The sequence below is a fragment of the Gluconacetobacter tumulicola genome (assembly GCF_014174215.1).
In the GTDB taxonomy this organism is placed as follows: Bacteria; Pseudomonadota; Alphaproteobacteria; order Acetobacterales; family Acetobacteraceae; genus Gluconacetobacter; species Gluconacetobacter tumulicola.
Genome location: NZ_JABEQL010000010.1, coordinates 28,997 through 51,158 on the forward strand (window position 1 = coordinate 28,997; position 22,162 = coordinate 51,158).

The 22,162-nt window shown below is 69.2% G+C and carries 23 protein-coding genes; 9 read left to right on the forward strand and 14 right to left on the reverse strand.

Features of this window, described 5'->3' with window-relative positions; all coding sequences use genetic code 11:
- Positions 1–19: 19 nt before the first annotated feature.
- From HLH29_RS09095 to HLH29_RS09120, 6 genes are read right to left on the reverse strand one after another with little or no spacing between them, the layout of a single operon-like run.
- Positions 20–496, reverse strand: coding sequence for a cytochrome c-type biogenesis protein (locus HLH29_RS09095; RefSeq protein ID WP_408871957.1), 477 nt, complete (start codon positions 494–496; stop codon positions 20–22).
- Positions 493–1,071 carry a DsbE family thiol:disulfide interchange protein gene (locus tag HLH29_RS09100; protein WP_182965989.1) on the reverse strand — a complete coding sequence of 193 codons (579 nt, stop codon included), beginning with the start codon at positions 1,069–1,071 and terminating at the stop codon, positions 493–495. Before HLH29_RS09100 ends, HLH29_RS09095 begins: the two co-directional genes overlap by 4 nt.
- Positions 1,068–3,047, reverse strand: coding sequence for a heme lyase CcmF/NrfE family subunit (locus HLH29_RS09105; RefSeq protein ID WP_182965991.1), 1,980 nt, complete (start codon positions 3,045–3,047; stop codon positions 1,068–1,070). Before HLH29_RS09105 ends, HLH29_RS09100 begins: the two co-directional genes overlap by 4 nt.
- A 6-nt stretch (positions 3,048–3,053) precedes the next feature.
- Positions 3,054–3,584: a cytochrome c maturation protein CcmE gene (ccmE, locus tag HLH29_RS09110; RefSeq protein WP_182965993.1), complete on the reverse strand. Its 531-nt coding sequence runs from the start codon at positions 3,582–3,584 to the stop codon at positions 3,054–3,056.
- Complete coding sequence (gene ccmD / locus HLH29_RS09115) at positions 3,581–3,736, reverse strand: heme exporter protein CcmD (RefSeq protein WP_182965995.1); 156 nt, start codon at positions 3,734–3,736, stop codon at positions 3,581–3,583. The genes ccmE and ccmD overlap by 4 nt, the downstream gene beginning before the upstream one ends.
- Positions 3,733–4,548 carry a heme ABC transporter permease gene (locus HLH29_RS09120; RefSeq protein WP_182965997.1) on the reverse strand — a complete coding sequence of 272 codons (816 nt, stop codon included), beginning with the start codon at positions 4,546–4,548 and terminating at the stop codon, positions 3,733–3,735. Before HLH29_RS09120 ends, ccmD begins: the two co-directional genes overlap by 4 nt.
- Positions 4,549–4,729: 181 nt before the next feature.
- Between HLH29_RS09120 and HLH29_RS09125 the strand changes: the two genes are divergently transcribed.
- Entirely contained in the window at positions 4,730–5,023 is a 294-nt protein-coding gene (locus HLH29_RS09125; RefSeq protein WP_182965999.1) for a YciI family protein, read from the forward strand.
- Positions 5,024–5,026: 3 nt separating this feature from the next.
- Positions 5,027–5,437: an EVE domain-containing protein gene (locus HLH29_RS09130; RefSeq protein ID WP_182966001.1), complete on the forward strand. Its 411-nt coding sequence runs from the start codon at positions 5,027–5,029 to the stop codon at positions 5,435–5,437.
- Between the two features lie 163 nt (positions 5,438–5,600).
- On the opposite strand, the gene HLH29_RS09135 is transcribed toward HLH29_RS09130, so the two are convergent.
- The gene (locus tag HLH29_RS09135; protein ID WP_182966003.1) at positions 5,601–6,110 is read right to left on the reverse strand and encodes a hypothetical protein; all 510 of its coding nucleotides are present in this window, start codon (positions 6,108–6,110) and stop codon (positions 5,601–5,603) included.
- Between the two features lie 262 nt (positions 6,111–6,372).
- Between HLH29_RS09135 and HLH29_RS09140 the strand changes: the two genes are divergently transcribed.
- Entirely contained in the window at positions 6,373–7,263 is an 891-nt protein-coding gene (locus HLH29_RS09140) for an EcsC family protein (RefSeq protein WP_182966005.1), read from the forward strand.
- A 22-nt stretch (positions 7,264–7,285) separates the two neighbouring features.
- Here HLH29_RS09140 and HLH29_RS09145 read toward each other — a convergent pair whose 3' ends face one another.
- Genes HLH29_RS09145 through ptsP form a run of 3 tightly spaced genes read right to left on the reverse strand, consistent with a single transcriptional unit; the run spans position 7,286 to position 12,527 of the window.
- Positions 7,286–9,025 carry a PTS fructose transporter subunit IIC gene (locus HLH29_RS09145; protein WP_182966007.1) on the reverse strand — a complete coding sequence of 580 codons (1,740 nt, stop codon included), beginning with the start codon at positions 9,023–9,025 and terminating at the stop codon, positions 7,286–7,288.
- On the reverse strand, positions 9,022–9,990 hold the full coding sequence (pfkB, locus tag HLH29_RS09150; RefSeq protein WP_182966156.1) for a 1-phosphofructokinase: 969 nt from the start codon (positions 9,988–9,990) through the stop codon (positions 9,022–9,024). The genes HLH29_RS09145 and pfkB overlap by 4 nt, the downstream gene beginning before the upstream one ends.
- On the reverse strand, positions 9,990–12,527 hold the full coding sequence (ptsP, locus tag HLH29_RS09155) for a phosphoenolpyruvate--protein phosphotransferase (RefSeq protein WP_182966009.1): 2,538 nt from the start codon (positions 12,525–12,527) through the stop codon (positions 9,990–9,992). The genes pfkB and ptsP overlap by 1 nt, the downstream gene beginning before the upstream one ends.
- 149 nt (positions 12,528–12,676) lie before the next feature.
- Here ptsP and HLH29_RS09160 point away from each other — a divergent pair, with 149 nt between their 5' ends.
- Both HLH29_RS09160 and HLH29_RS09165 read left to right on the forward strand, forming a co-directional pair.
- The gene (locus tag HLH29_RS09160; RefSeq protein ID WP_182966011.1) at positions 12,677–13,672 is read left to right on the forward strand and encodes a LacI family DNA-binding transcriptional regulator; all 996 of its coding nucleotides are present in this window, start codon (positions 12,677–12,679) and stop codon (positions 13,670–13,672) included.
- 44 nt (positions 13,673–13,716) lie between these two features.
- On the forward strand, positions 13,717–14,568 hold the full coding sequence (locus tag HLH29_RS09165; protein ID WP_182966013.1) for a shikimate 5-dehydrogenase: 852 nt from the start codon (positions 13,717–13,719) through the stop codon (positions 14,566–14,568).
- 120 nt (positions 14,569–14,688) lie between these two features.
- On the opposite strand, the gene HLH29_RS09170 is transcribed toward HLH29_RS09165, so the two are convergent.
- A complete protein-coding gene (locus tag HLH29_RS09170) occupies positions 14,689–14,853 on the reverse strand; it encodes a hypothetical protein (protein WP_182966015.1) in 165 nt (54 codons plus the stop codon).
- A gap of 5 nt (positions 14,854–14,858) precedes the next feature.
- Positions 14,859–15,833 carry a 2-hydroxyacid dehydrogenase gene (locus HLH29_RS09175; protein ID WP_182966017.1) on the reverse strand — a complete coding sequence of 325 codons (975 nt, stop codon included), beginning with the start codon at positions 15,831–15,833 and terminating at the stop codon, positions 14,859–14,861.
- Between the two features lie 106 nt (positions 15,834–15,939).
- On the opposite strand from HLH29_RS09175, the gene aat reads away from it, so the two are divergent.
- From aat to HLH29_RS09195, 4 genes are all read left to right on the forward strand, one after another.
- Entirely contained in the window at positions 15,940–16,644 is a 705-nt protein-coding gene (gene aat, locus HLH29_RS09180) for a leucyl/phenylalanyl-tRNA--protein transferase (RefSeq protein ID WP_182966019.1), read from the forward strand.
- A gap of 46 nt (positions 16,645–16,690) precedes the next feature.
- Positions 16,691–17,365, forward strand: a complete 675-nt coding sequence (locus HLH29_RS09185; protein ID WP_182966021.1) for a DUF4412 domain-containing protein — start codon at positions 16,691–16,693, stop codon at positions 17,363–17,365.
- On the forward strand, positions 17,362–17,952 hold the full coding sequence (locus tag HLH29_RS09190; protein WP_182966023.1) for a hypothetical protein: 591 nt from the start codon (positions 17,362–17,364) through the stop codon (positions 17,950–17,952). Before HLH29_RS09185 ends, HLH29_RS09190 begins: the two co-directional genes overlap by 4 nt.
- A 137-nt stretch (positions 17,953–18,089) precedes the next feature.
- Positions 18,090–18,479: a hypothetical protein gene (locus HLH29_RS09195; protein WP_246374050.1), complete on the forward strand. Its 390-nt coding sequence runs from the start codon at positions 18,090–18,092 to the stop codon at positions 18,477–18,479.
- Positions 18,480–18,498: 19 nt separating this feature from the next.
- Here the strand turns inward: HLH29_RS09195 and bcp are convergent, their stop codons facing one another.
- Together bcp and HLH29_RS09205 are read right to left on the reverse strand one after the other, a co-directional pair.
- Positions 18,499–18,978: a thioredoxin-dependent thiol peroxidase gene (gene bcp / locus HLH29_RS09200; RefSeq protein WP_182966027.1), complete on the reverse strand. Its 480-nt coding sequence runs from the start codon at positions 18,976–18,978 to the stop codon at positions 18,499–18,501.
- 51 nt (positions 18,979–19,029) lie between these two features.
- Positions 19,030–22,128, reverse strand: a complete 3,099-nt coding sequence (locus HLH29_RS09205) for a bifunctional [glutamine synthetase] adenylyltransferase/[glutamine synthetase]-adenylyl-L-tyrosine phosphorylase (protein WP_182966029.1) — start codon at positions 22,126–22,128, stop codon at positions 19,030–19,032.
- Positions 22,129–22,162 lie beyond the last annotated feature (34 nt).

The following is a 22,162-nucleotide window of genomic DNA, read 5'->3' on the forward strand; positions in this document are numbered from 1 at the left end:
TTATCTCAGCGCGGTCAGGTCAGGTCAGGTCGGTCAGGCGCGCGCGCTCGTCGTCGCTCAGCGGTGCGGGGCCGGTGCCGCGGGCGCGGCGGAAGGACAGGAAGGCGACGAGACCGCCGACCAGCAGGGCGAGGACCGGCATCAGCCACAGCAGGACCGTACCGATGGTCAGCGGCGGGCTCAGGCGGATGAAATTGCCGTAGCGGCCGACCATCCAGTCCATGATCTGGCGATCGGATTCCCCCTTGGCGACATGCGCGCGCACCACGTGGCGCAGGTCGCGGGCCAGGCCGGCGCTGCTGTCCTCGATCGATTCGTTCTGGCAGACCAGGCAGCGCAGTTGCGACCCGATGGCCTGGGCGCGGGCTTCCTGATGGGGGTCGGGCAGCATTTCCGACGGGTCGTCCACCGCCACGGCGGCCAGCGGCGACAGGCCGATCGTCAGGGCGAGGACGGTGGCCAGCATGGCGGCCAGACGACGCGTCGCGGCACTCATGTCCGCAGGCTCGCGGCCAGGGGCAGCAGGGTCTGGTGGGCGGTGGCCTCGTCCAGCGCGGCGGCGGAATGCCAGCGGATGACGCCGCCGGGGCCGATCAGGAACGATTCCGGCACGCCCGACACGCCCCAGTCGATCGCGGTCATGCCCGACAGGTCGCTGGCGATGCGGGCATAGGGATTGCCCGCGCGGCGGACGAAGCCCAGCGCGTCGGCCGGCTTGTCCTTGTAGGCGATGCCCCAGATGGGCAGCTGGGCCTTCAGGGCGTTGAGCTGCGGCATCTCGGCGATGCAGGGGATGCACCAGGAGGCAAAGAAATTGACCAGCACCGGCACTTTCAGGGCCCGCAGGTCGGCAGCGCCGAAGCCCTGGCCCGGCAACTGGTCGGGCAGGGTGAAATCCGGCACCGGGCGGTTCAGCGCCGGGGCCTGGATGTCGTGCGGATCGAACGAGCCCTGCTGCATGCCCGACAGCATGCGCCAGAATGCGACGCCCGCGCCGCCCGCCACCACGAGCGGGGCCGCCATCAGCAAACGCCGGCGCGCCAGGTCCGGCCGGGGTGCGTTGTCGCTCATGACGTGGCCACCAGGCCGGCGGCCGCGGCGCGGCGGGGGGCGCCCACGCGCATCCGCCGGTCGGACAGGGACAGCACCCCGCCCAGGGCCATGATCAGCCCGCCCAGCCACATCCATGGTGCCAGCGGGTTGTAATGCAGGCGCAGCACGTAGGTCGTCTCCGCGCCGTTATCGTGCCGGTCGCCCAGCACGCCGTACAGGTCGGACATCAGGTTGGTATGAATGGCCACCTCCGTCGTCGTCTGGTTCTGGCTGGCGAATGTGCGTTTGGCGGGGTGCAGCACCGTGACCAGGTGTCCGTCATGCCGCACCTCGATGGTCGCGATCAGCGCCGTGTAGTTCGGGCCCGGTGCGGCGCGCACCTCGGTCAGCGTCCAGGAATCGCCGGCCAGCATTTCGGTCTGGCCGATATGGACCTCGACGATCCGGTGCTGGGCCTGCGACATCGCGGCCAGCCCCAGCACGCTGACGCCCACCCCGGCATGGGCCAGCGCCGCGCCGAGGGCCGCGCGCGGCAGCATGCGGGCACGCTGCCAGCTTGCACCCACGGGGATGCGGAACAGGCGGATGCGCTCGGCGATGTCGGTGATGCTGCTGGCGATGACCCAGACGGCGCCGGTGGCGGCCAGCAGCGGCAGCAGGTCGCGGACCCGCCAGGCCGCGAAGGCGAAGGCCAGCACGGTCACGGCCCCGGCCCACCATAGCCGGCGCAGCACCGGCCAGAGCTGCGCGCGCTTCCACGGCATCATCGGGCCCAGCCCCATGAAGGCCATCAGCGGGATCGCCATCGGCGCCGCCGTGGCGTCGAAGAATGGCTTGCCGACCGAGATCGTCTTGCCGAACAGCAGCGACATGAAGGGCGGGTACATCGTGCCGGTCAGCACTACCGCGCAGATCGAACACAGCAGGATGTTGTTGAGCACCAGCAGCCCCTCGCGCGATACCGGGGCGAACACGCCGCCGGCCGCGAGCTGCGGCGCACGGATGGCGAACAGCAGCAGCGACCCGCCGATCACCAGCCCCAGCAGGCCCAGGATGAAGATGCCGCGCGCGGGATCATTGGCGAACGCATGGACGGAATTGAGGATGCCCGAGCGCACCAGGAACGTGCCGGAGAGCGAGAAGGAGAAGGTGCCGATGGCCAGCAGCACGGTCCAGATCTTCAGCGCCTCGCGCTTTTCCACGACGATGGCGGAATGGACCAATGCGGTGCCGGTCAGCCATGGGATCAGCGACGCGTTTTCCACCGGGTCCCAGAACCAGTAGCCGCCCCAGCCGAGCACGTAATACGACCACCAGGAGCCGAGCGCGATGCCGCAGGTGAGGAAGCACCAGGCCGCGACCGCCCACGGGCGGACCCAGCGGCCCCAGGCGGCATCGACGCGGCCTTCGATCAGCGCCGCGACGGCGAAGGCGAACGGCACCGCGAAGCCGACATAGCCGGTATAGAGAATGGGCGGATGGAAGGCCAGGCCGGGGTCCTGCAACAGCGGGTTCATCCCCTGGCCGTCCATCGGTGCCGGCCAGACACGGTCGAACGGGTTCGACGTGGTGAGGCAGAAAAGCTGGAAGCCCGCCGAGACGCCGCCCAGTACCGCGATCACCCGTGCCCGCAGGGCGGAGGGCAGGTCGCGGCCGAACAGCGCCACCGCGCCGCCGCACAGGCCCAGGATCAGCGCCCACAGCAGGACCGAGCCCTCGTGATTGCCCCACACGCCGGTGATCTTGTACAGCAGGGGCTTGGCCACCGCACTGTTGGCCGCGACGTTCTGGACCGAGAAATCGTCCTGGATCGCGGAATGGATCAGGCAGGCGAAGGAATAGAGCAGCGCCAGAAGCTGCCCGATGGCCAAAGCAGGGGCCAGCGCCATCAGGCGCGGATCGCGGCGTTGCGCGCCGACCATCGGCAGCACTGCCTGCCCGGCGGCGAGGCAGCAGGCCAGCGCGAGGGCGAAATTTCCCAGTTCCGGGGTCATGTTCAGTCAGCTTCCATGCTGCGAGGCAGCTTTATCCTGGCCCGTGGCGCTTGTGGTCATGGCATTCCAGCTCGCGGCATCGGGGGCCTTGCCGTAGCGGGGGTCCCATTTGCCGCTGCGGCGCAGGGCCTCGGCGACTTCCTTGGGCATGTAGGTCTCGTCATGCTTGGCCAGCACTTCGCTGGCGCGGAACGATCCGTCGGCCAGCACGGTGCCGATGGCCACCACGCTCTGCCCCTCGCGGAACAGGTCGGGCAGGATGCCTTCGTAACGCACCGTGACGGCGTCCTGGCCGTCGGTGACGTTGAACTGGTTGACGGGTGTGTCGCCGTTCTTCTGCTGGCGCACCGATCCGGCCACCACCATGCCGCCCAGCCGGATGGTGCGGTCGGCGGCCGGCGGGTGGGCATGGACCTGCGACGGCGCCATGAAGAAGACGATGTTGGAGGAGAACGCGCTCAGCGTCAGCGCGGTGGCGGTGCCCAGTCCGATCAGGCACCCGCCGACCAACCACAGGCGACGGCTCTTGCGGGTCATGGTGCGGAGGCTCCGCCGGTGCGGGAAGGGCGCTCGAGCGCTGCCAGGCGGGCGCGGGCCCGGCGCAGGCGCAGCGCGGCACCGCCGCCCAGGATGATGGCGAGCCCGATGGTCAGCCCGTAGGCGGTGACGATGTAGGGCAGGTGGGTCATGCGACGGCTCCGCTCAGGTCCTGGCCCGAATCCTGGGCGTCATGGCTGTCGGCTCGGCCACGGCGCATGGCCAGCGCCGTGCGGACCCGGCTTTCCATCACGGCGGCGCGCAGGCGCGCGACCAGGATGGCGGCGAAGCCCAGCGTGAAGCCGATGGTGCAGACCAGCAGCGGCCACAGCATGGCGGTCGACATGGTGGGGGCGGCCGTCAGCGTGATGCTGTCGGGCTGGTGCAGCGTGTTCCACCATTGCACGCTGAACTTGATGATCGGCAGGTCGACCGCCCCGGCGAGGCCGAGGATCGCGGCGGCGCGATAGCCGCGCTGCGGCTCGTCGAAGGCGCGGATCAGCGCGATATGGCCCAGATAGAGGAAGAACAGCACCAGCACCGAGGTCAGCCGTGCGTCCCACACCCACCAGGTGCCCCACATCGGCTTGCCCCACAGCGAACCGGTGGCCAGGCAGATGGCGGTGACCGAGGCGCCGACCGGGCCGATTTCCACCGCCGCCAGGTCGGCCAGCGGATGGCGCCAGACCAGCGACAGCAGCGAGCAGATTGCCAGCCCCATATAGCCCGACGATGCCAGCCATGCGGCAGGCACATGGACATACATGATCCGCACACTGTCCCCCTGCTGCCAGTCGGCGGGCGAAAGGAACAGGCCCCAGGCGATGCCGGCGACCGACAGCAGGATGGCGGGCCAGGTCAGCCAGGGTTGCAGGCGCGCGCCAAGCCGGAGAAACCGCCCCGGATTGGCGTAGCGGTGGAAGAAATTGCCCGTGCGTGCGGCAAGGCTCGGTGTGGCGTTCAAGACGGTTTCGTTCTCCCCCACGCGCGGGGGGACTCCTGCTTTATGCGTCCGTCGGGGACGGTGGGGGCGTTTCGCTTTCCGTTCCTACACGAACATGCGAAGAAAGGCACGGCCCGCGCCGGATTCATGGCGCGTTGTTCACGTGGCGGGCCGGCCCGCCTTTTCCGGAAGGAGACTTCCCATGCTCTTCGCCATCATCTGCACCGACAAGCCGGGGGCGCTGGAAACGCGCATCGCCACGCGGCCGCAGCATCTGGCCTATCTGCAGGCCTATCAGGACCGGATCATCCAGGGCGGCCCGCTGATGGGCGCGGACGGGCGGCCCTGCGGCAGCATGCTGCTGATCGACGTGGAAGACCGTGCAACCGCCGAGGGTTTTGCCGCCAGCGACCCGTATGCCAAGGCCGACGTGTTCGAAAGCGTGGTGATCCGCCCCTTCCGCCCGGTCTTCCGTGACGGGCAGCTGGTGGAATAGCGGATGGCGTACTGGCTTGTGAAATCCGAACCCGACGCCTTTTCGTGGGACCAGCAGGTCGCCCATGGCGTCGAGCCCTGGACCGGCGTGCGCAACCACCAGGCAAAGCGCAACCTGATGGCGATGGCGCGGGGTGACCGTGCCTTCTTCTATCATTCCAATATCGGCCGCGAGATCGTGGGCGTGGTCGAGATCGTGCGGGAAGCCTATCCCGACCCGACCGCCGCCGATGGCGGCTGGGTCTGTGTCGATGTCCGCGCCGTGGGGCCGATGCCCCATCCGGTGACGCTGGCGGCGATCAAGGCCGACCCGGACCTGGCCGACCTGGCCCTGGTGCGCCAGTCGCGCCTTTCGGTCGTGCCGGTGTCGGATGCGCACTGGGCGCATCTTTGCCGTATGGGCGGATTTAAATGAAGTAAGAGAATGCGGAGAGCCGTAAAGGCCCCGCTGCCGAGCGAGAGCGGCCCGGCGCGGGCCGCGTCCGGCGTGCGTCTTCGAGCATCGGAGCGGAGCGGCCTTGATGGCCGTGAGTAACGAAGCGCAGAAAACGCGCGTCGGATTGCCGGCAGCGGGGCCTTTACGGCTCTCCGGCGGCGCCTTCGGCGCCGATGGCCTGGATGCCGCGTCCGGGTTGGCCGCCATAGGTCGAATAGGTGAAGGCCGCGTTATAAGCAGGCTGCACCGGGGCGTTGAACTTCACGGGCACGTCGAAGACGCTGAAATGCGATGGCACGTCGCGGGAATCGCGCGGGGTCTGGCGGGCCTCGATCGATGGCAGGCCGGGGCCGTGGAGGGCGGCGATCTCCGGGCTGAAGGTCTGGGCCGTGACATCCTCGTCCTGCACCACCTGATAGCCGTCGGGCGGCGGCGGGGCCGGGGGATTGTCGGGATCGGCGGTCGGGTCGTGGCGGGCGTCGGCCGGCTCGAGCGACGACGAAACGGGCGCATTCAAGGTGCCGGTCGCGGACACCGGCGCGCGGGTTGCGTGGCGCGGGGCGGCCTGGGCGGCGTGTATCGCCGCCATGCTCCAGCCGGCCACAAGGGCCGCGCCGGCGCAGAAAAGCAGGGTCGGGGGCGTCGTCCGCATGGTAGCCCCTGGGGCCTTCATCGCATCCATAAGGGTTCTCCTTGCGTTCGGACTGTATCTGGGCTGTGACCGGTTCGTCCTCTCCCGGCATGGACATGGCGGCCCTGCGTCACGAACCATATACGGCGTGACGGTGGATTTGCGAGAGGGGTAATATGCTTGATAAAGCGACGCCCGCCGTTACCGGTGGGGCTTCATCTACTGGCCGTCGCCTCGTCCATGCGGGCGGGCGGGGGCGCATGATCGGCAGGAGGGTTGGGGAATGACCATTCAAACCGGGGGCGAGGTCGCTTCACTGGTGCTGGACGCCCCGGCGATCGCCGAACTGCAGCGCGCGCTGGAAAAGGTCGAATCGGGCCGCGGCGTGCTGGTGCGGCTGGCGGACCTGATGGGTGGCGCGGTCGGCCAGGCGGCCCTGCTGGGCATGCGGGGCCTGGGCATGGCGCCCACCATGCAAGCCAAGCTGAAGGGAATCGCCGAGAGCGCGATTTCACGCGCTTTTGATATCGCGGTCGTCGGCATGACCCCGCTCAAGGGCGAGCAGGCGGTAGGCGACTCGGCTGCGGTGGCGACCGGCCCCTCTGTTTCCGCCGTTGTTCCCGCCCCGATTTCCACCCCGGCATGGCGGGGGCCGGCGCTGCAGGCGGCGGTGACGGTGTCGGGTGCGGTCGGCGGGTTTGCCGGGCTGGCCGGCCTGCTGCCCGATGTCACCTTCACCACCCTGGCCATCATGCGCGAGATCGCGCGCATTGCCCGTGAAGAAGGCGAAGATCTGTCCACCCAGGATGCCAGGCGCGCGTGCCTCGAAGTGTTCGCGCTGCGGGCCTTTCCGGTCGGTGCCGCCGATGACGAGAGCGAACTGGGCTATTTCTCGGCCCGTGCGATGCTGCGCGGCCGACCAGTGGTGATGCTGGTATCCGAGGTGGCGTCCCATTACGGGCTGGGCCTGTCGCGCAAGCTGGCGGTGCAGATGATGCCGGTTGCCGGCGCGCTGTGCGGGGCCTCGCTCAACGTGGCCTTCCTGGCCCATTACCGCGCCCTGGCCCGGGCCCATTTCACCATCCGGCGCCTGGAGCGCGAACATGGGCCGGAAGTGCGGCGCACCGCCGAATCGCTGCGTGCCGGCATGACCGGCGCCAGCCAGCCCTTCTGACGAAGGGCGCGCCCGGCGCCCTTCAGGCCATCTTTTCGGCTCGTACAGGCGCGCGCATCAGCAGGCCGATCAATACGGCGCTGACGACTGTGCCCGCGAGCAGCGCCACCACATAGGCGGCCAGATGGGTGACGGCGCCCGGAATGGGCAGGACGAAGATGCCGCCATGCGGCACTTTCAGTTCCACGCCCGCCACCATGGAGATCGCGCCCGCCGTTGCCGAACCCGCCATCATGGCGGGAATGACCCGCAGGGGATCGCGGGCGGCGAAGGGAATGGCGCCCTCGGTGATGAAGGCCAGCCCCAGCACCGCTGCCGTCGCGCCGGCCTCGCGCTCCTCGGCCGTGAAGCGCGCATGGAACAGGCGTGTTGCCAGCGCCGCCGCCAGGGGCGGCACCATGCCGGCGACCATCGTGGCGGCCATCGGCGTATAGACCGCGCTGGCGATCAGCCCGACCGAGAAGGCATAGCCCGCCTTGTTCACCGGGCCGCCCATGTCGAAGGCGGACATCGCCCCCAGGATCAGCCCCAGCAATATCGCGCTGGACCCCTGCATGCCGCGCAGCCAGTCCGTGAGGAAGGCCATCAGGGCGGCGACGGGCTGGCCGATCGCGTAGACCGTCAGCAGGCCGGTGATCAGCGTGCCCAGCAACGGCAGGATCAGGATCGGCTTCAGCCCTTGCAGGGTCTTGGGCAGTTGGATCAGGCGATTGAGTGCGTCCACCGCATAGCCTGCGACGAAGCCTGCCGCGATGCCGCCGAGAAAGCCGGCATTGAGGTTCGCGGCGAGGATGCCGCCGATCATGCCCGGCGCCAGGCCCGGACGGTCGGCGATCGAGAAGGCGATATAGCCCGCCAGTGCCGGGACCATCAGCGCGAAGCCGGCCTTGGCGCCGATGGTGAACAGGGTGTGGGCCAGGGTTCCGCCCGACGAGGCATCGTTGGCATGGATGCCGCCCAGCGCGAAGGCGAGCGCGATCAGCAGGCCGCCGGACACGACGAAGGGCAGCATGAAGGACACGCCCGTCATCAGATGCTTGTAGGGACCGGCGCGTTCGCCCTTGCCGGACGATTGCGACCCGCCGGCGGATGCCGAGCCGGCCGCGGGCTGCACGGTCGCCTCGGCCAGTGCCTTCGCGATCACGGCGGCGCCGCCGGTAATGGCCGGCTTGGCGCCGGTGGCATAGACGCGCTTGCCGCCGAAGCGGCCGCGATCGACCTCCCGGTCGGCCGCGATCACCACCACGTCGGCGTCGGCGATTTCCTGCTCGGTCAGCGGATTGCCCGCGCCGACTGAGCCTTGCGTTTCGACGCGGAAAGGGTAGCCGAGCTGGCGCGCGGCTTCCTGCAGGCCCTCGGCCGCCATGAAGGTATGGGCGATGCCAGTCGGGCAGGATGTGACGGCGACGATGCGCGGTGGGCGCGCAGCCTGCGGCGCGGCACCCGGGCGCACGGCGTCGGTCGGGTGGTCCAGGTCCGCGATCGCGCGGCCCGGATCGGCCAGGACGGATTCGAGCGTCAGATGGCGGCTGGCCCGTGCGGCCAGGGCCTCGTCGGGCTGTCCGCTGGTGCCAACCAGCAGCAGCACCTCGTCCTCGCCCGGGGCGTCGGCGGGCAGGGGGTTGAGGGTCCCCTGCGCGGTGCGGATTTCGACGTCCAGCGGGCGGCCCGTTTCGCGCGCCGCGCGGCGCAGTGCCTCGCCGGCGAGAACGCCCGTGACGCTCTCCTCGCCGGCCTGGATGACGGCCAGTATGCGCTTCATGCTGTTTCTCCCGCGCTGCCGGCTTCGATATGTCCGGCTGGCGCGATCGTCACGTTCTTCATCAGGGCCAGGACCGCGTCGCGGCCTGGAAGATTCGGTCCGGCCAGGCCGAGCTTGCCGACCGCGAAGGCGGTGGACAGGCACGCGATATCTTCCAGCGCCGCTTCTTCCGACAGGGCGGCGACCAGGCCCGCGACCATGGCATCGCCGGCGCCGACCGTGCTGGTGACCGTATGGGCCCGCAACCGTGCGGTGATCGCGCCCGAATCCTGGAGGAACAGCGCGCCGTCCGCGCCCATCGACACCACGACCAGTTCGACGCCCCGGGCGATCAGCCGCGCTCCGATGCGCAGGGCATCATCCGTCGTCTCGACGGGTTCGCCCGCCCAGTCCGCGAGTTCCCGCAGGTTCGGCTTGATGATGTTGGGGAGCGTGTCGCCCTGGAGCGCCAGCGTCAGCGGCGTGCCGCTGGTGTCCAGCAGCACGCGCGCGCCCTTGCCGCGCAGCCGGGCGACCAGGCCGGCATAGAGGTCGGGCGGGCATCCCGGCGGCAGGCTGCCCGACAGCACGATCAGGCTGCCATCGCCGGCAAATGCCTCCACCATCCCGACCTGCCGTTCGGCGGTGGCCGCATCGACGGGGGCGCCGTCCATGTTGATGTCGGTGGTGTCGCGATCATCGACGATCTTCATGTTGACGCGGGTGGCGCCCGGGATGCGCAGGAAGCGGTCCGTGATCTTCTTTTGCGCGCACAGGGCCTCGAACAGCGCGGCATTCTCGCGGCCCAGCAGCCCGAATGCGGTGACTTCGATGCCCCAGTCAGCCAGGCAGCTGGCGACGTTCACGCCCTTGCCGCCCGCATTCTGCCGCACGGCACGGGCGCGATGGACTTCGCCGGGCACCAGGTGATCGACCGTGATGGTCTGGTCGATCGCGGGGTTGAAGGTGACGGTTGCAATACGCATCACGCGTCCTTTCCATCGGGCGCGCGGTCCAGTGCGCGGACCGCATCCGGTGTGCCGACCTCGAGCGCGCGCGCGGCGAGGGCGTGCAGATCCGCCAGGCTGGTGTTGCGAATCCGCGCCTTGACGGCGGGAATGTCGCGCGGGGTCATCGACAGTTCATCGACACCGAGCCCGGTGAGCAGGGCGGCCCCGAACGGATCGCCCGCCAGCCCGCCGCAGACGCCGACCCAGCGCCCATGGCGCTGCGCGCCCTCTACCGTCTGTGCGATCAGGCGCAGCACGGCGGGGTGCAGGCTGTCGGCCTCGCTGGCCAGTTCCGGATTCTGCCGGTCGATGGCCAGCGTGTATTGCGTGAGGTCGTTGGTACCGACCGAGAAAAAATCGGCATGTTCCGCCAGGATATGGGCCTGGACCGCCGCCGCCGGGACCTCGATCATGATGCCGATCGGGACCGTCGGTGCGTCAAGCTCGGCACGGATGGCCTCGCAGCGCTGCCGCAGCGTCACCAGTTCGGGGACCGAGGTGATCATCGGGAACATGATCAGCAGTTCCCCGCCCGCCTTCGCCGCCCGATAGAGCGCGCGCAGCTGCGGGTCGAGCAGGTCGGGCCGGCGCAGCAGCAGCCGTGCGCCGCGCACGCCCAGGAACGGGTTTTCCTCATGGGGCAGGTCCAGGTGCGGGACCTGCTTGTCACCGCCGATATCGAGCGTGCGCACGATCAGCGGGCGGTCGCCCAGGGCCTCGATCATGTCGCGATAGACGGCGTATTGCTCGTCCTCGCTGGGGGTTTCGCCGCGTTCGAGGAACAGGAACTCGGTCCGCATCAGGCCGACGCCCTCGGCCCCCTGCGACAGGCAGAACGCTACCTGGTCGGGGCGGTTGACGTTGGCGCCGATGGCGACGCGATGACCGTCCGTCGTCTCGGCGGGGTTGGCGCGCTTTTCTTCTTCCGCCGCGCGCAGGCGCGCGCGGTCGGCGAGCCAGGCCCGTGCCGAGTCCAGGTCGGCCTCCGTCGGGTCCAGCCAGATGCGCCCCGTATCGCCATCGACGATCGCCATGCTGCCGGGTGCCAGGGCCAGCAGCCCGGGGCCGCCCGCGACGACCGAAGGCAGGCCCAGTGTGCGCGCCAGGATCGCGCTGTGCGATGTCGGGCCGCCCAGCGCGGTAGCGATGCCGGCGACGCGGCTGATGTCCAGGGTCGCGGTATCGGAGGGCGACAGGTCCGAGGCGACCAGGATGCACGGTTCTTCCGGCAGGTCGTCCAGCGTGCCGGTGCCCAGATCGGGGTCGATCTGCGCCAGGACGCGGCGCCCGATATCGCGCAGGTCCGCCGCGCGCGCGGCCAGGACCGGGTTGCCGAGCGACGAGAGCCTGGCCGCCATCTGCTCGACGGCCTCGTGCCACGACCAGGCGACGCCATGGCCTTCGACCATGATCTGGCAGGTCAGCGTGATCAGGTCGGTGTCGTCCAGCAGACCGGCCTGCGCGATGAAGATTGCCGCATCCCCAGCACCCAGACGGCGGGTCGTATCGTCGATCAGTCCTTCCATCTGCGCGCGCGTGCGCACCAGGGCGCCATTGAGCAGCGCGCCGCCGGTCACCAGATCCACCGGTTCGTCCGGGACTTCGGTTTCGGCGGCGGCGAGGATATGGATCTTGCCGATGGCCAGGCCGGGACTGGCGGCGACACCGGGCATGAGGCGCGGCGTGCTGACGGGCGTCCAGCCCTTCAGCGGGCCGGCTTTTGCCGCCGCGGCGGCTTTCTCGGCAGCGCGGGCGGCATCGGCCTTTTCCTGCGGCGTCAGGCGTGTGACGACATTGTGAAACCGTTCCAGTGCCGCACGGGCATTGGCGCCACCGGCCGAGATCACAATCGTGTCACCGGCTTTCAGGCCCAGCTGCAGCAGGGCGACCAGGCTGCGCGGATCGGCGGCTTCCGCGCCATGCCGCACGCGCAGCGGGGTGCCGGCGCTCTTCGCGGTTTCGGACCATGTGGAAGCGGGGCGCGCGTGCAGGCCCGTCGGGTAATCGACAATCCATTCGATCCGCTCGGGATAATCCTCGGCGGCGCCCGAGGAGGCGGGGGGCGGGGGCTCGTCCCGCAGGGCGGCGGAAATGACATCCGGGTCGCGCGTGGCAACCAGTTCCTGCAGGCGGGCCTCGTTCTGGATCAGGCGTGTCAGGCGCCGCAGGATCGCGATATGGCTGTCCGATCCGGCAGCGATTCCGACGACCAGATGGGCGACCTGACCGGGATTCCATTCGATTCCATCGATGAATTGCAGGATCACGATGCCGTCCTGGCGCACCAGCCCCTTGTCATCGCCGGTGCCGTGCGGAATGGCGACGCCCGAGCCGAGATAGGTGTTGGCCACCTGCTCGCGCCGGATCATGCTTTCTTCGTAGCCGGGGATCACGCAGCCGGCCGCGACCAGCAATTGCCCCGCCTGGCGGATGGCATCGTCCTTGTTCGCTGCGCGGGCATCAATCCGGATCAGGGTTTCGACCGCCGGGCCGATAACGGTGGTGGGGGGCATTCGACAAGCCTCTCCGTTCTTATTTTCCTAGTAGGGAAAACGTTCTCTGTGGTTTTTGTCAATAGACAGGATATTCGAACGGTGCCATGGCATAATCACTTCCCCTGGATACCGTTTCCTGCAGCGCGTGGAGGGAGAACGTTTTCCCGATGAATGTCGGAATCAAGGATGTCGCGCGGGTGGCGGCGGTCTCGCCTGCCACGGTATCGCGTGTTCTGGCCGGACGTCCGGTCGATCCCGACATGCGCGATCGGGTGATGGCGGCGGTGCACGAGACGGGCTACCGCCCCAATCTGGCGGCCCGGCGCCTGCGCTCGCGGCATACCAATACCATCGGCCTGATCGTCGCCGATATCCGTAACCCGTTCTTTACCGCCGTGTCCCGCACGGTCGAGGCCATCGCCTATGACCGGGGGCTGCGCGTCATCTTCTGCAATACCGACGAGGATGCGGCAAAAGAGGCGATGTACCTGCAACTGATGCAGGAGGAACGGGTCACCGGCGTCATCCTGGCGCCGACGCGCGAAGGGGCGGACAGGATCGCGCATGTGGAGAGCGATTTTCCGATTGTCCTGATCGACCGTGCGGCGCCGAATGCCTCGTGCGACAGCGTCGTCATCGACAATGCGGCCATGGCGGCGAAGCTGGTCGTGCATCTGCACCGGCTGGGGCACCGCCGCATTGCCGGCCTGTTCGGCACCGATACCGTGACCGGGCGCGAGCGCTGTGATGGATATGGGCGTGCGATGGAGGAATGCGGCATTCCCGGGCAGGTCGTCCCGGTGCCGCATGAACGCGAGCAGGCCCAGCGGGTGATCACGGCATTGCTGGAGGATGCGTCGCGGCGGCCGAGTGCGCTGGTCGTCAGCAACAGCGTCATGCTGCAAAGCGTGCTGCGGGTCGCCGACGCGCTGGAGCTTGAGATCCCCCGGGATCTGGCCCTGACGAGTTTCGACAACGAACCCTGGATGGAATTCGTCGGCGGCGGGCTGAGCGTGATCGAGCAGCCGGTGGAAGAAATCGGGCGCGCGGCCGTGACGATGCTGATGGACCGGCTGGATCATGCCGATTGCGTCACGCGCCGCGTCGTGCTGGCGGGGCGTTTCATCGCCCGGGGATCGGGGGGGCGGGGCGCCGAGGCCTGATCGCCGCCCGGAAAAACGAAGAAAAACGAAAGGAGAATACGGACATGAAACCGCCGATTGGTCGTGACACGAAATTGTGCATGTCGCTGTCCGGCAGGCCCGGCAATGCCGGGTCGCGGCTGCATAACCGTCTCTATGAGCTGCTGGAGCTCGATTATATCTACAAATCCTTCAGCACCACCGACCTGCCGGCGGCGATCGGCGGGGTGCGCGCGCTCGGCATTCGGGGCTGCGCGATTTCCATGCCGTTCAAGGAAGCCGTCATTCCGCTGATCGACCGGCTGGAACCGTCGGCCCGGGCGATCGAGAGCGTCAATACCATCGTCAATGACGATGGCGTGCTGGTCGGGCACAATACGGATTACATCGCGGCGCAGACCTTGCTGGCCCAGCGGGGGATCGACCCGGCGACGCCCTTCCTGCTGCGCGGCAGCGGGGGCATGGCCCGGGCGGTGGTGGCGGCCCTGCGCGACAGCGGCTTCGAGGACGGGACGATCGTGGCCCGCAATGAAGAGGCGGGCCGGCGCCTGGCCGAGGAATATGGCTATCAGTGGCGCCCCGACCTGCCGGAGCAGGGGGCGTCGCTGCTGATCAATGTGACGCCGCTGGGTATGGAAGGGCCGGACAGCGCGGCGCTGGCCTTTCCCGAATCGCTGATCGATACCTGCACCATCGCCTTCGACGTGGTGGCCCTGCCGCCGGAGACGCCCTTTCTGCGGGCGGCGCGCGCGCGCGGAAAGATCGTCATTTCCGGTGCCGAGGTGATCGTGCTGCAGGCTATCGAGCAGTTCGTGCTCTATACCGGCATCCGGCCATCCCCGACCCAGGTGCGCGAGGCGGTGCTGTTCGCCCATGGTCCCGCCACGGCCGAAGCCCTGGCCCTACCGGCGAACTGAAGGCCGGCCTGGCAGGAAATACGCGCTGGCGGCGATCCCGACGTGCGTTTCCGGCCAGGCTTCCCGGGAGCGATGATTATCCGTGTGGCGACGGCCACCGCCGCCGGCGCGTATTTCCGGTCAGGCTTTGATGGCCATCCGTGTGGCCGCGGCCATTGCGGCGAGGAGATAGAAGCCGATCAGCGTGCGGGCCATGCCGGCGTAATGCGGCATCAGCAGCAGCAGGGCGACTGCCGTGGCGCAGCCTGCCAGGCAGCAGAGGAAGAAGGTCTGGCTGGCCTGCATGGTCGTTATCCCGCAACCGGGGTCAGGGCCGGGCGGCCGGCAAGGACGGCATCGACGTTGTCCAGCGCCAGCATGCACATGTCGGTGCGGGTTTCCACCGTGGCACTGCCCACATGCGGCGTCAGGAACAGGTTCGGCAGGGAAAGCAGGCGCGGGTCGGGGTTCGGCTCGTTGCGGCAGACATCAAGCCCCGCGCCCGCGAGCTGGCCATCCTTCAGGGCTGCGATCAGCGCGCCCTCATCCACCAGGCTGCCGCGTGCGGCGTTGACGAAGATGGCGCCGCGCGGCAGCAGGCCGAACAATTCGGCGGTCATGACCGGCTTGCCGTCCTTGCTGCCCGGCATGTGCAGGCTCAGTACGTCGCACTGGGGCAGCATGTCGCGCGGATCGGCGAAATAGGTGGCGCCTTCTTCCAGTTCCGGCGCCAGGCGGCTGCGGTTGGAATAGAGGATCTTCATCTCGAATCCGCGTGCCCGCCGGGCCACGGCGCGGCCGATGCGCCCCATGCCGATGATGCCCAGCGCCTTGCCGGTGACGCGCGTGCCCAGCATTTCGTCCAGGCCCAGCGTCCGGCCCCAGCCCGAATCGACCAGTGAGAGATATTCCTTCGCTCGGCGCGATGCCGCCAGGATCAGCATCATCGCCAGGTCGGCGTTGCAGTCGGTCAGTACGTCGGGCGTGTTGGTCAGGGCGATGCCGCGCCCGAGGATCGCCGGAATGTCCAGATGATCGGTGCCGACGCTGATGGTGGCGATGACGCGCACGCTGTCGGGCAGGGCGGCGATGGTGGCGGCGGAGACCGGCGTGCTGCTGGTCACCACCACGGCATCGGGGCGAAATTCCCGGGCTTGGGCAACCAGTTCGTCTTCCGTCAGCTTGTGGTCCGGGGCGGGCAGCGTGTCATAATCCCGGGCGATGCGGGCGTTGGCGGCGGCCAGCAGGTGCTGGGAAACGATCAGGCGGGGGCGTGTCCGGGACATGGGATCGACCTCTTTTCCATGGATGCCGCGCATCCGGCTTCCGTAACAGGTTCGACCTATTGCCGGTTTGTGTCCAGACGCCCGGCATGACGAGAAAGAGAGCGCGATGGGCAACGGGATGGACATCACCCCCGAGATCATGATCCAGGCCTATTCGATCGGCCTGTTTCCCATGGCGCCCGATGCACGGTCGCAACACCTGGAATGGTACGATCCGGAATTGCGGGGAATCCTGCCGCTGGACGGGTTTCACGCCCCTCGCCGCCTGCTGCGCACCGTGCTGTCCGACCGGTTCGAGATCGTGTCGGACCGTGATTTCGAGGCGACGATCCGTGCCTGTGCCGCCCCCGCACCGGGGCGGGAAGAGACATGGATCAACGAACGGATCGTCCGCCTGTTCTGCGACCTGCATGCGCTGGGCCATGCCCACAGCGTGGAAAGCTGGTGCGACGGGGAACTGGTGGGCGGGCTCTACGGGGTGGCGATCGGCGGGGCGTTCTTTGGCGAGAGCATGTTCAGCCGCGCCCGCGATTCGTCGAAGGCGGCGCTGGTCTCGCTGGTCGCGCGGCTGCGGCGTGGCGGCTTCACGCTGCTCGATACGCAGTTCGGCACCGAGCATCTGGCGCGGTTCGGCGGGATCGAAATTCCCGCATGGCGCTACAAGAAGCAGTTGGCGGCCGCGCTGCTTCTGCCGGCCCGCTGGCCGGACGAGTCCTCGCCCGTGGAGCGCGAGGCGATCCGTCATGAAATTATCGCCATGCGGGGCGGAAGCGGCGCGGGCGCAATTTCGTCTGGCGACGGAAGCGGTTAGGGTCGTCGGGCATTATTGGAAGAAGCGGGAAGAGGAATTCGGGATCATGATCCATCCGACAGGGGCGCGCGCGGGCGTGGCTGGCGCGCTGGCGGTGAGCCTGATGACGGCCATTGCAGTTCAGCCGGCGCGGGCGCAGGCCGATGCCGACCATCCGCCGCTGGCACCCGCGCGCGACGTGCAGGTGCAATATGCCGTGCAGCCCGATGGCGCCCCGGCCCCCAAGACGATCGAGGCCTGGTTCACCGCGAATGGCGGGATGATGCGCATCGACAGCCCCGAGGCCATGGGCTCGACGATTCTGAACCGCACCACGCGGCAGGTGACGATCGTGCTGAACAAGCAGAAGGTCTACACGCAGTTCGAGGCGCATAACGGGATTCGCAACCCGTTCCTGCTGGATCTGTCGATGCAGTTTACCCGCAGGGGCACGGCGCAGGTCGCGGGCGTGTCCTGCACCGAATGGGGCGTGGTGTCGGGGCGCGGGACGGCGACCGCCTGCGTGACCGATGACGGCGTGATCCTGCGCGAGGACGGGGTGGATGGCGACGGCATGAAGGGCCGGCTGGAGGCGACGCGCGTCACCTATGGCCCCATTCCGACCAGCACGTTCCAGCCGCCCGAGGGCTATCAGATGGTCACGCGCCATCGCGTCGCCCCGTCGCATGCGGTGGGTGGCGGCCAGCCGGTGACCGGTGGAGCGGCGCAGTCCGGCCAATGAGCGGCGAATCGCGCCGCCTGGCGCTGGCGGGTCTGGTCCTTGCCCTGGCGCTGCCGGTTGGTCCGGCGGCGCGGGCGGCCGGGGACGCGCCCTTCGTCACGCCGCAGCAGGATGTCGACATCAGCTACGCACTGGCATCGCCCGATCCGTCGATTCCGGTGCAGCACCAACGCATGCGCTGGTCGGCCGGCACACGCCGCCAGCGTGTCGATCCCGACGGGTCGGCCACCTACATGATCACCGATTATCGGGCGGGCAGCCTGACGGTGATCGACCAGGCCCACGGTGCCCGCACAATCATCCCCGCCCCCGGCCCGGCCCTGTCGGAACCCGGGCAGCGGGCATCGGGGGACTGGGCGCGCGGCGAGACGATGCTGGTGGCCGGCGAAAGCTGCACCGTCTGGCATACCCATGACACGGACGGCCGGGTGAGCGATGTCTGCTACAGCGATGACGGCGTCATGCTCCAGGTCATGCAGGGCGACCGGATCGTGGTGCGTGCGGAACAGGTGACCCGCGCTATCCAGCCGGATTCGGTGTTCGTCGTGCCAGCCGGGCTGAAGCCTATCCAGGCCGCCCATCCCTAGAAATCCGCTCATTGGCGGGGTTCGTGACGGAAATGGGGCGAAACCTGCCCGTAAATCGCCATGAGTGGGTGGTGTGTTTCTTTTTACGCGGGGCGGTTTGCTCCCGCCTGGAAAGAAAGGGTACGGCCATGCGTAAAATGGCGCGACTTCTGCTGGTGGTTCCGGTGATGGCGGCGGGTCTTGCCGCTGCTGCTCCGGCGGCCCATGCGGAATGGCACGGACATGGGTGGGGCGGTCCCGGCCCGGGCTGGCATGGCGGTGGCTGGCATGACGGCGGCTGGCACGGTGGTGGCTGGCGTGGCCCCGGTTGGCGTGGCCCGGGTTGGGGCGGGCGGGGCTATTATGGCCGTGGCTCCGGTGTGGGCGGTGCCTTTGTCGGCGGGCTGATCGGCGGGGCGCTGATTGGCGCGGCCGGAACGGCAATCGCGGCCGATGCCTATGCCTATGCGCCGCCGCCCCCTCCGCCGCCGCCTCCGCCCCCGGTGGTCTATGTGCAGCCTTATGCCTATGCCTATCCGGCTTATTGATCGCGTGGGACGCGGGCCGTCAGATCTGTGAGGCGGCCCGCATCACCTCGGCGACATGGCCGGGCACCTTGACGTTGCGCCACACATGGGCGACCCGGCCGTCGGCGTCGATCAGGAAGGTGGCGCGTTCGATGCCCATATATTTGCGGCCGTACAGCGTCTTCTCGACCCAGACGCCATAGGCTTCGGTGACCGCGCCGGTGGCGTCCGAGGCCAGCGGAAAATCGAGATTCTGCCTGGTGGCGAAAGTGTCGATGGCCTTCATCGAATCGCGCGAGACGCCGATGATGGGAATGCCCGTGCCGCCCAGCGCGGCCAGGGCCTCCTGGAAACCGCAGGCCTCGGTGGTGCAGCCCGGCGTGCTGGCCTTGGGGTAGAAATACAGGATGAACGGCTTGCCCCGCATCGCCGCCAGGCTGACATGCCGCCCCTTGCTGGCCGGCATGTCGAAATCCGGCACCGGGGCGCCGACGGCGGGAAAGATCGGGGTTTCGGCCATGATGGGTCTCCGTTCGGCCCCGGTCGGGGCGGGGTGCGGTGGGCGGGCTTTCTATTTCGATGGGTTTGCCGGTGCCCGCAAGCGTTCCGTCGTGTCCTCGACCGGGCCGATCAGGCGGATGAACAGGGCGCGCACCGAGTCCGCGAGGTCGTCCATCAGGGACAGGGCGTCGTCCATCGACCCAACACCGATCTCGCGCAGCAGGATGTCGCTGGTGGCGGCAGGCATGGTGGCGGGGTCGGTCGGCGGGCGGGCGCCGAAGAGGATGCGCAGCATGCTCTGCACCGACCGCCATGTCCGGTCCGCGCGCAGCAGCACGCGCTCCGCCGCCAGGTCCAACTCGCCATGCCGCGCCAGCAGGCGCAGGGCTTCGCGCGTCGAGGGCGCGCGCGCCTCGGCGGTGCCTGCGACGAGTTGCAGCGCCTGGGCGATGAATTCCACATCCATCAGGCCGCCCGGACGGCGCCTGATATCCCACGGGCCCTCGGCCGGCAGGTCGCGCGCGATGCGGGCGCGCATCGCGCGTGCATCGTCCAGAATCGTCTGGCGGGCGGCGGGGGAGGGGTTGCCATCCAGCGCGGTGGCGATCGCCGCGCGCATGGCGCGGACCAACGGCGGCGCGCCGGCGACGACCCGTGCGCGGGTCAGGGCCATGCGCTCCCACGTCCAGGCGCTTTCGGCGTGATAACGGCGGAACGAGTCCAGCGACAGCGCGACAGGGCCCTTGGAGCCGGAGGGGCGCAGGCGCATGTCGACCTCGTAGAGCGGCCCTTCCGGGCCCGGTGCGGTGAGGGCGGCGATGAAGGCATGGGCCAGCCGGACGAAATACTGCCCGACCGGCAGCGGGCGTGGCGGCAGCCCGCCCCCCTCGGCGGCGGCGCGCGGCGAGACCACGCTGTCGGTCACCCCGGGCGGGTGGTCGTAGATCAGCATCAGGTCGAGGTCCGAACCCGGCATCATCTCGCGCGATCCGGCCTTGCCCAGTGCCACCACCGCGATCGCCCCGCCTTGGATGCGCCCGTAGCGTTCGCGATGTTCGGCGGTGACGGTGCGCAGCAGGCCGCGGATCACCGCATCGGCCATGTCGGTGCGGGCGCGGCTGGCGCTGTCCACGTCCAGCCGACCTTCCAGCCGGGCGGTGGACAGGCGGAATTCCTCGCCGCGCACCAGCGTGCGCAGGACCGGCAGGAGCTGCTCGGTCGAGGTGGCACCCGCCACATGCTGGCGCACGAGCTGGGCGGGCGTGAGGTCGGCGGTGCGCGTATCGGCCTCGTCGTCGCCGATGCCGCCCAGCAGTCCTTCCAGCGCCGCCGGGGTTTCGGCCAGATGGTCGGCCAGGAAGGGCGAGCCGTCGAGGATGGTGGCGATGCGTCCGATCAGCGCCGGATTGCGCTCCAACAGTGTCAGGAACTGCACCCCCGCCCATTGGCGGGCGAGCATGGCGTCGAACCGGCGCAGGCAGGTCAGCGGCTCGCGGCGCTGGCCGAAGCAGGACAGGATCACCGGCATCAGGCGGCGCAGCAGGCTGCGCGCGCGGTCCGAGCGCAGGGCGCGCAGGCGGTTGCCGCTCCAGCGGCCCAGCAGGGCCAGCGCATCGGGGATCTCGGCTACCGGGAAGCCGGCGAGGCGCAGATGCTCCTCCATGTCCTCGGCCTCGGGGTCGATCGAGGCGTCCGTGCCCTCGGGTTCGGCGAACTGGCGCTCGAAGATCCGGCGGGAGTCCTGCATGATCGGCAGCATCATGGCCGCCAGGGCGCGGCCGTTTTCCTCCTGCATGAAGATCGCGTAGATGTTGAAGGCTTCGCGCGTTGTCGGCAGGCGGTGGGTCTGGTGGTCGGCCTGCATCTGCAGCCGATGTTCCGCGCGGCGCAGCATGCGATAGGTGCGGGCCAGGCTTTCGCCCTGCAAGCGGGGCAGGATGCCGGCGCGCACCAGTCGGCGCAGCGCGCCCAGCGTGGTGGGATCGCGCAGTTCGGGCTGCCGCCCGCCCCAGACCAGTTGCAGCGCCTGGGCGACGAATTCGACCTCGCGGATGCCGCCCTGGCCCAGTTTCAGGTCGTGGCCCAGCAGCCAGTCGCGGGCCAGTCGCGGATCGTGGACCGTGCGGTCGCCCAGGCGCGACAGGCCGGTATGGCCGGCATTGCGGTGGCGGTCGATGCGCGCCTTCATATCGTGCAGGTCGTCGATCACCGCGAAATCGAGGTGGCGGCGCCAGACGAACGGGTGGATCGCGCGCAGGAAGCGGCGGCCGGCGCTGATGTCGCCCGCCACCGGGCGCGCCTTGGTCATGGCCGCGCGTTCCCAGGTCTGGCCCATGCTTTCGTAATAGGCGATGCCGGTGGGAAACGAGATTGCGGGCGGGGTGGCCGACGGGTCGGGGCGCAGGCGCAGGTCGGTGCGGAAGACGTAGCCATCGGCATCGCGCGCTTCCATCAGGCTGACAAGATCGCTAGTCATGCGGATGAAGATCCGGCGCAAATCCTCGTGGCCCGGATGGCAGTCCGGATCGTACAGCACGATCAGGTCGATATCCGAGGAGTAGTTCAGTTCCCGCGCACCCAGTTTCCCCATTGCCAGCACGACGAATCCGCTGCCCCGGGTCGGGTGGCCCGGGTCTGGCAGAACGAGTTGCCCCGTATCATGTGCCGTCCGCAGCAGATGTCTGACCGCGGCATCCAGCGCGCCCTCGGCCAGGCGGCTGAGCGCGAGGGTGACCTGTTCCAGCGTCCACAGACCGCCGATATCGGCCAGCGCGATGGCCAGCGCGGCCTGCCGCTTGGCCGCGCGCAGGGTTGCCGCGATCGTGGCGCGGTCGTCGCGCGGGGTCAACGCCGCCATGCTGTCCAGGGCGGTGGCCATGCCCGCGTCCGGCCCTTCGGCCAGCAGGTGGGCGAAGGGAATGACGTCGCGCCGGGCCAGGCCGGCCAGATAGGGGCTGTTGCCGCCGATCGCCGCCAACATGGCCGCCACGCCCTCGGCCTTCAGCAATGCCGGGTCCAGCGCGTGGTCCTGCCACAGCTCGTCCAGGTCCTCGCGCAGCAGGGCGGCGCCGCGCGGATCGGCGGGGGCGGGCCAGGCGCGGTCGGTCCAGGCGGTTGGGCCACCGGCGGGCGGCGCCTGCGTGGCGCGGGCGGTGCGATGTCCGGGCATGGGGCGTCCTGGTCCGGGAGGCAGAAAAGAGAAG

Coding starts and splice junctions, on each gene's coding strand:
- HLH29_RS09190 (WP_182966023.1), top strand. CDS start 17,362: ATGAGCGGCGAATCGCGCCGCCTGGCGCTGGCGGGTCTGGTCCTTGCC.
- HLH29_RS09125 (WP_182965999.1), top strand. CDS start 4,730: ATGCTCTTCGCCATCATCTGCACCGACAAGCCGGGGGCGCTGGAAACG.
- HLH29_RS09175 (WP_182966017.1), bottom strand. CDS start 15,833: ATGTCCCGGACACGCCCCCGCCTGATCGTTTCCCAGCACCTGCTGGCC.
- ccmE (WP_182965993.1), bottom strand. CDS start 3,584: ATGACCCGCAAGAGCCGTCGCCTGTGGTTGGTCGGCGGGTGCCTGATC.
- aat (WP_182966019.1), top strand. CDS start 15,940: ATGGGCAACGGGATGGACATCACCCCCGAGATCATGATCCAGGCCTAT.
- HLH29_RS09170 (WP_182966015.1), bottom strand. CDS start 14,853: ATGCAGGCCAGCCAGACCTTCTTCCTCTGCTGCCTGGCAGGCTGCGCC.
- HLH29_RS09100 (WP_182965989.1), bottom strand. CDS start 1,071: ATGAGCGACAACGCACCCCGGCCGGACCTGGCGCGCCGGCGTTTGCTG.
- ptsP (WP_182966009.1), bottom strand. CDS start 12,527: ATGCCCCCCACCACCGTTATCGGCCCGGCGGTCGAAACCCTGATCCGG.
- HLH29_RS09145 (WP_182966007.1), bottom strand. CDS start 9,025: ATGAAGCGCATACTGGCCGTCATCCAGGCCGGCGAGGAGAGCGTCACG.
- HLH29_RS09165 (WP_182966013.1), top strand. CDS start 13,717: ATGAAACCGCCGATTGGTCGTGACACGAAATTGTGCATGTCGCTGTCC.
- HLH29_RS09105 (WP_182965991.1), bottom strand. CDS start 3,047: ATGACCCCGGAACTGGGAAATTTCGCCCTCGCGCTGGCCTGCTGCCTC.
- HLH29_RS09140 (WP_182966005.1), top strand. CDS start 6,373: ATGACCATTCAAACCGGGGGCGAGGTCGCTTCACTGGTGCTGGACGCC.
- bcp (WP_182966027.1), bottom strand. CDS start 18,978: ATGGCCGAAACCCCGATCTTTCCCGCCGTCGGCGCCCCGGTGCCGGAT.
- HLH29_RS09160 (WP_182966011.1), top strand. CDS start 12,677: ATGAATGTCGGAATCAAGGATGTCGCGCGGGTGGCGGCGGTCTCGCCT.
- HLH29_RS09185 (WP_182966021.1), top strand. CDS start 16,691: ATGATCCATCCGACAGGGGCGCGCGCGGGCGTGGCTGGCGCGCTGGCG.
- HLH29_RS09130 (WP_182966001.1), top strand. CDS start 5,027: ATGGCGTACTGGCTTGTGAAATCCGAACCCGACGCCTTTTCGTGGGAC.
- HLH29_RS09135 (WP_182966003.1), bottom strand. CDS start 6,110: ATGCGGACGACGCCCCCGACCCTGCTTTTCTGCGCCGGCGCGGCCCTT.
- HLH29_RS09095 (WP_408871957.1), bottom strand. CDS start 496: ATGAGTGCCGCGACGCGTCGTCTGGCCGCCATGCTGGCCACCGTCCTC.
- HLH29_RS09195 (WP_246374050.1), top strand. CDS start 18,090: ATGGCGCGACTTCTGCTGGTGGTTCCGGTGATGGCGGCGGGTCTTGCC.
- HLH29_RS09205 (WP_182966029.1), bottom strand. CDS start 22,128: ATGCCCGGACATCGCACCGCCCGCGCCACGCAGGCGCCGCCCGCCGGT.
- pfkB (WP_182966156.1), bottom strand. CDS start 9,990: ATGCGTATTGCAACCGTCACCTTCAACCCCGCGATCGACCAGACCATC.
- ccmD (WP_182965995.1), bottom strand. CDS start 3,736: ATGACCCACCTGCCCTACATCGTCACCGCCTACGGGCTGACCATCGGG.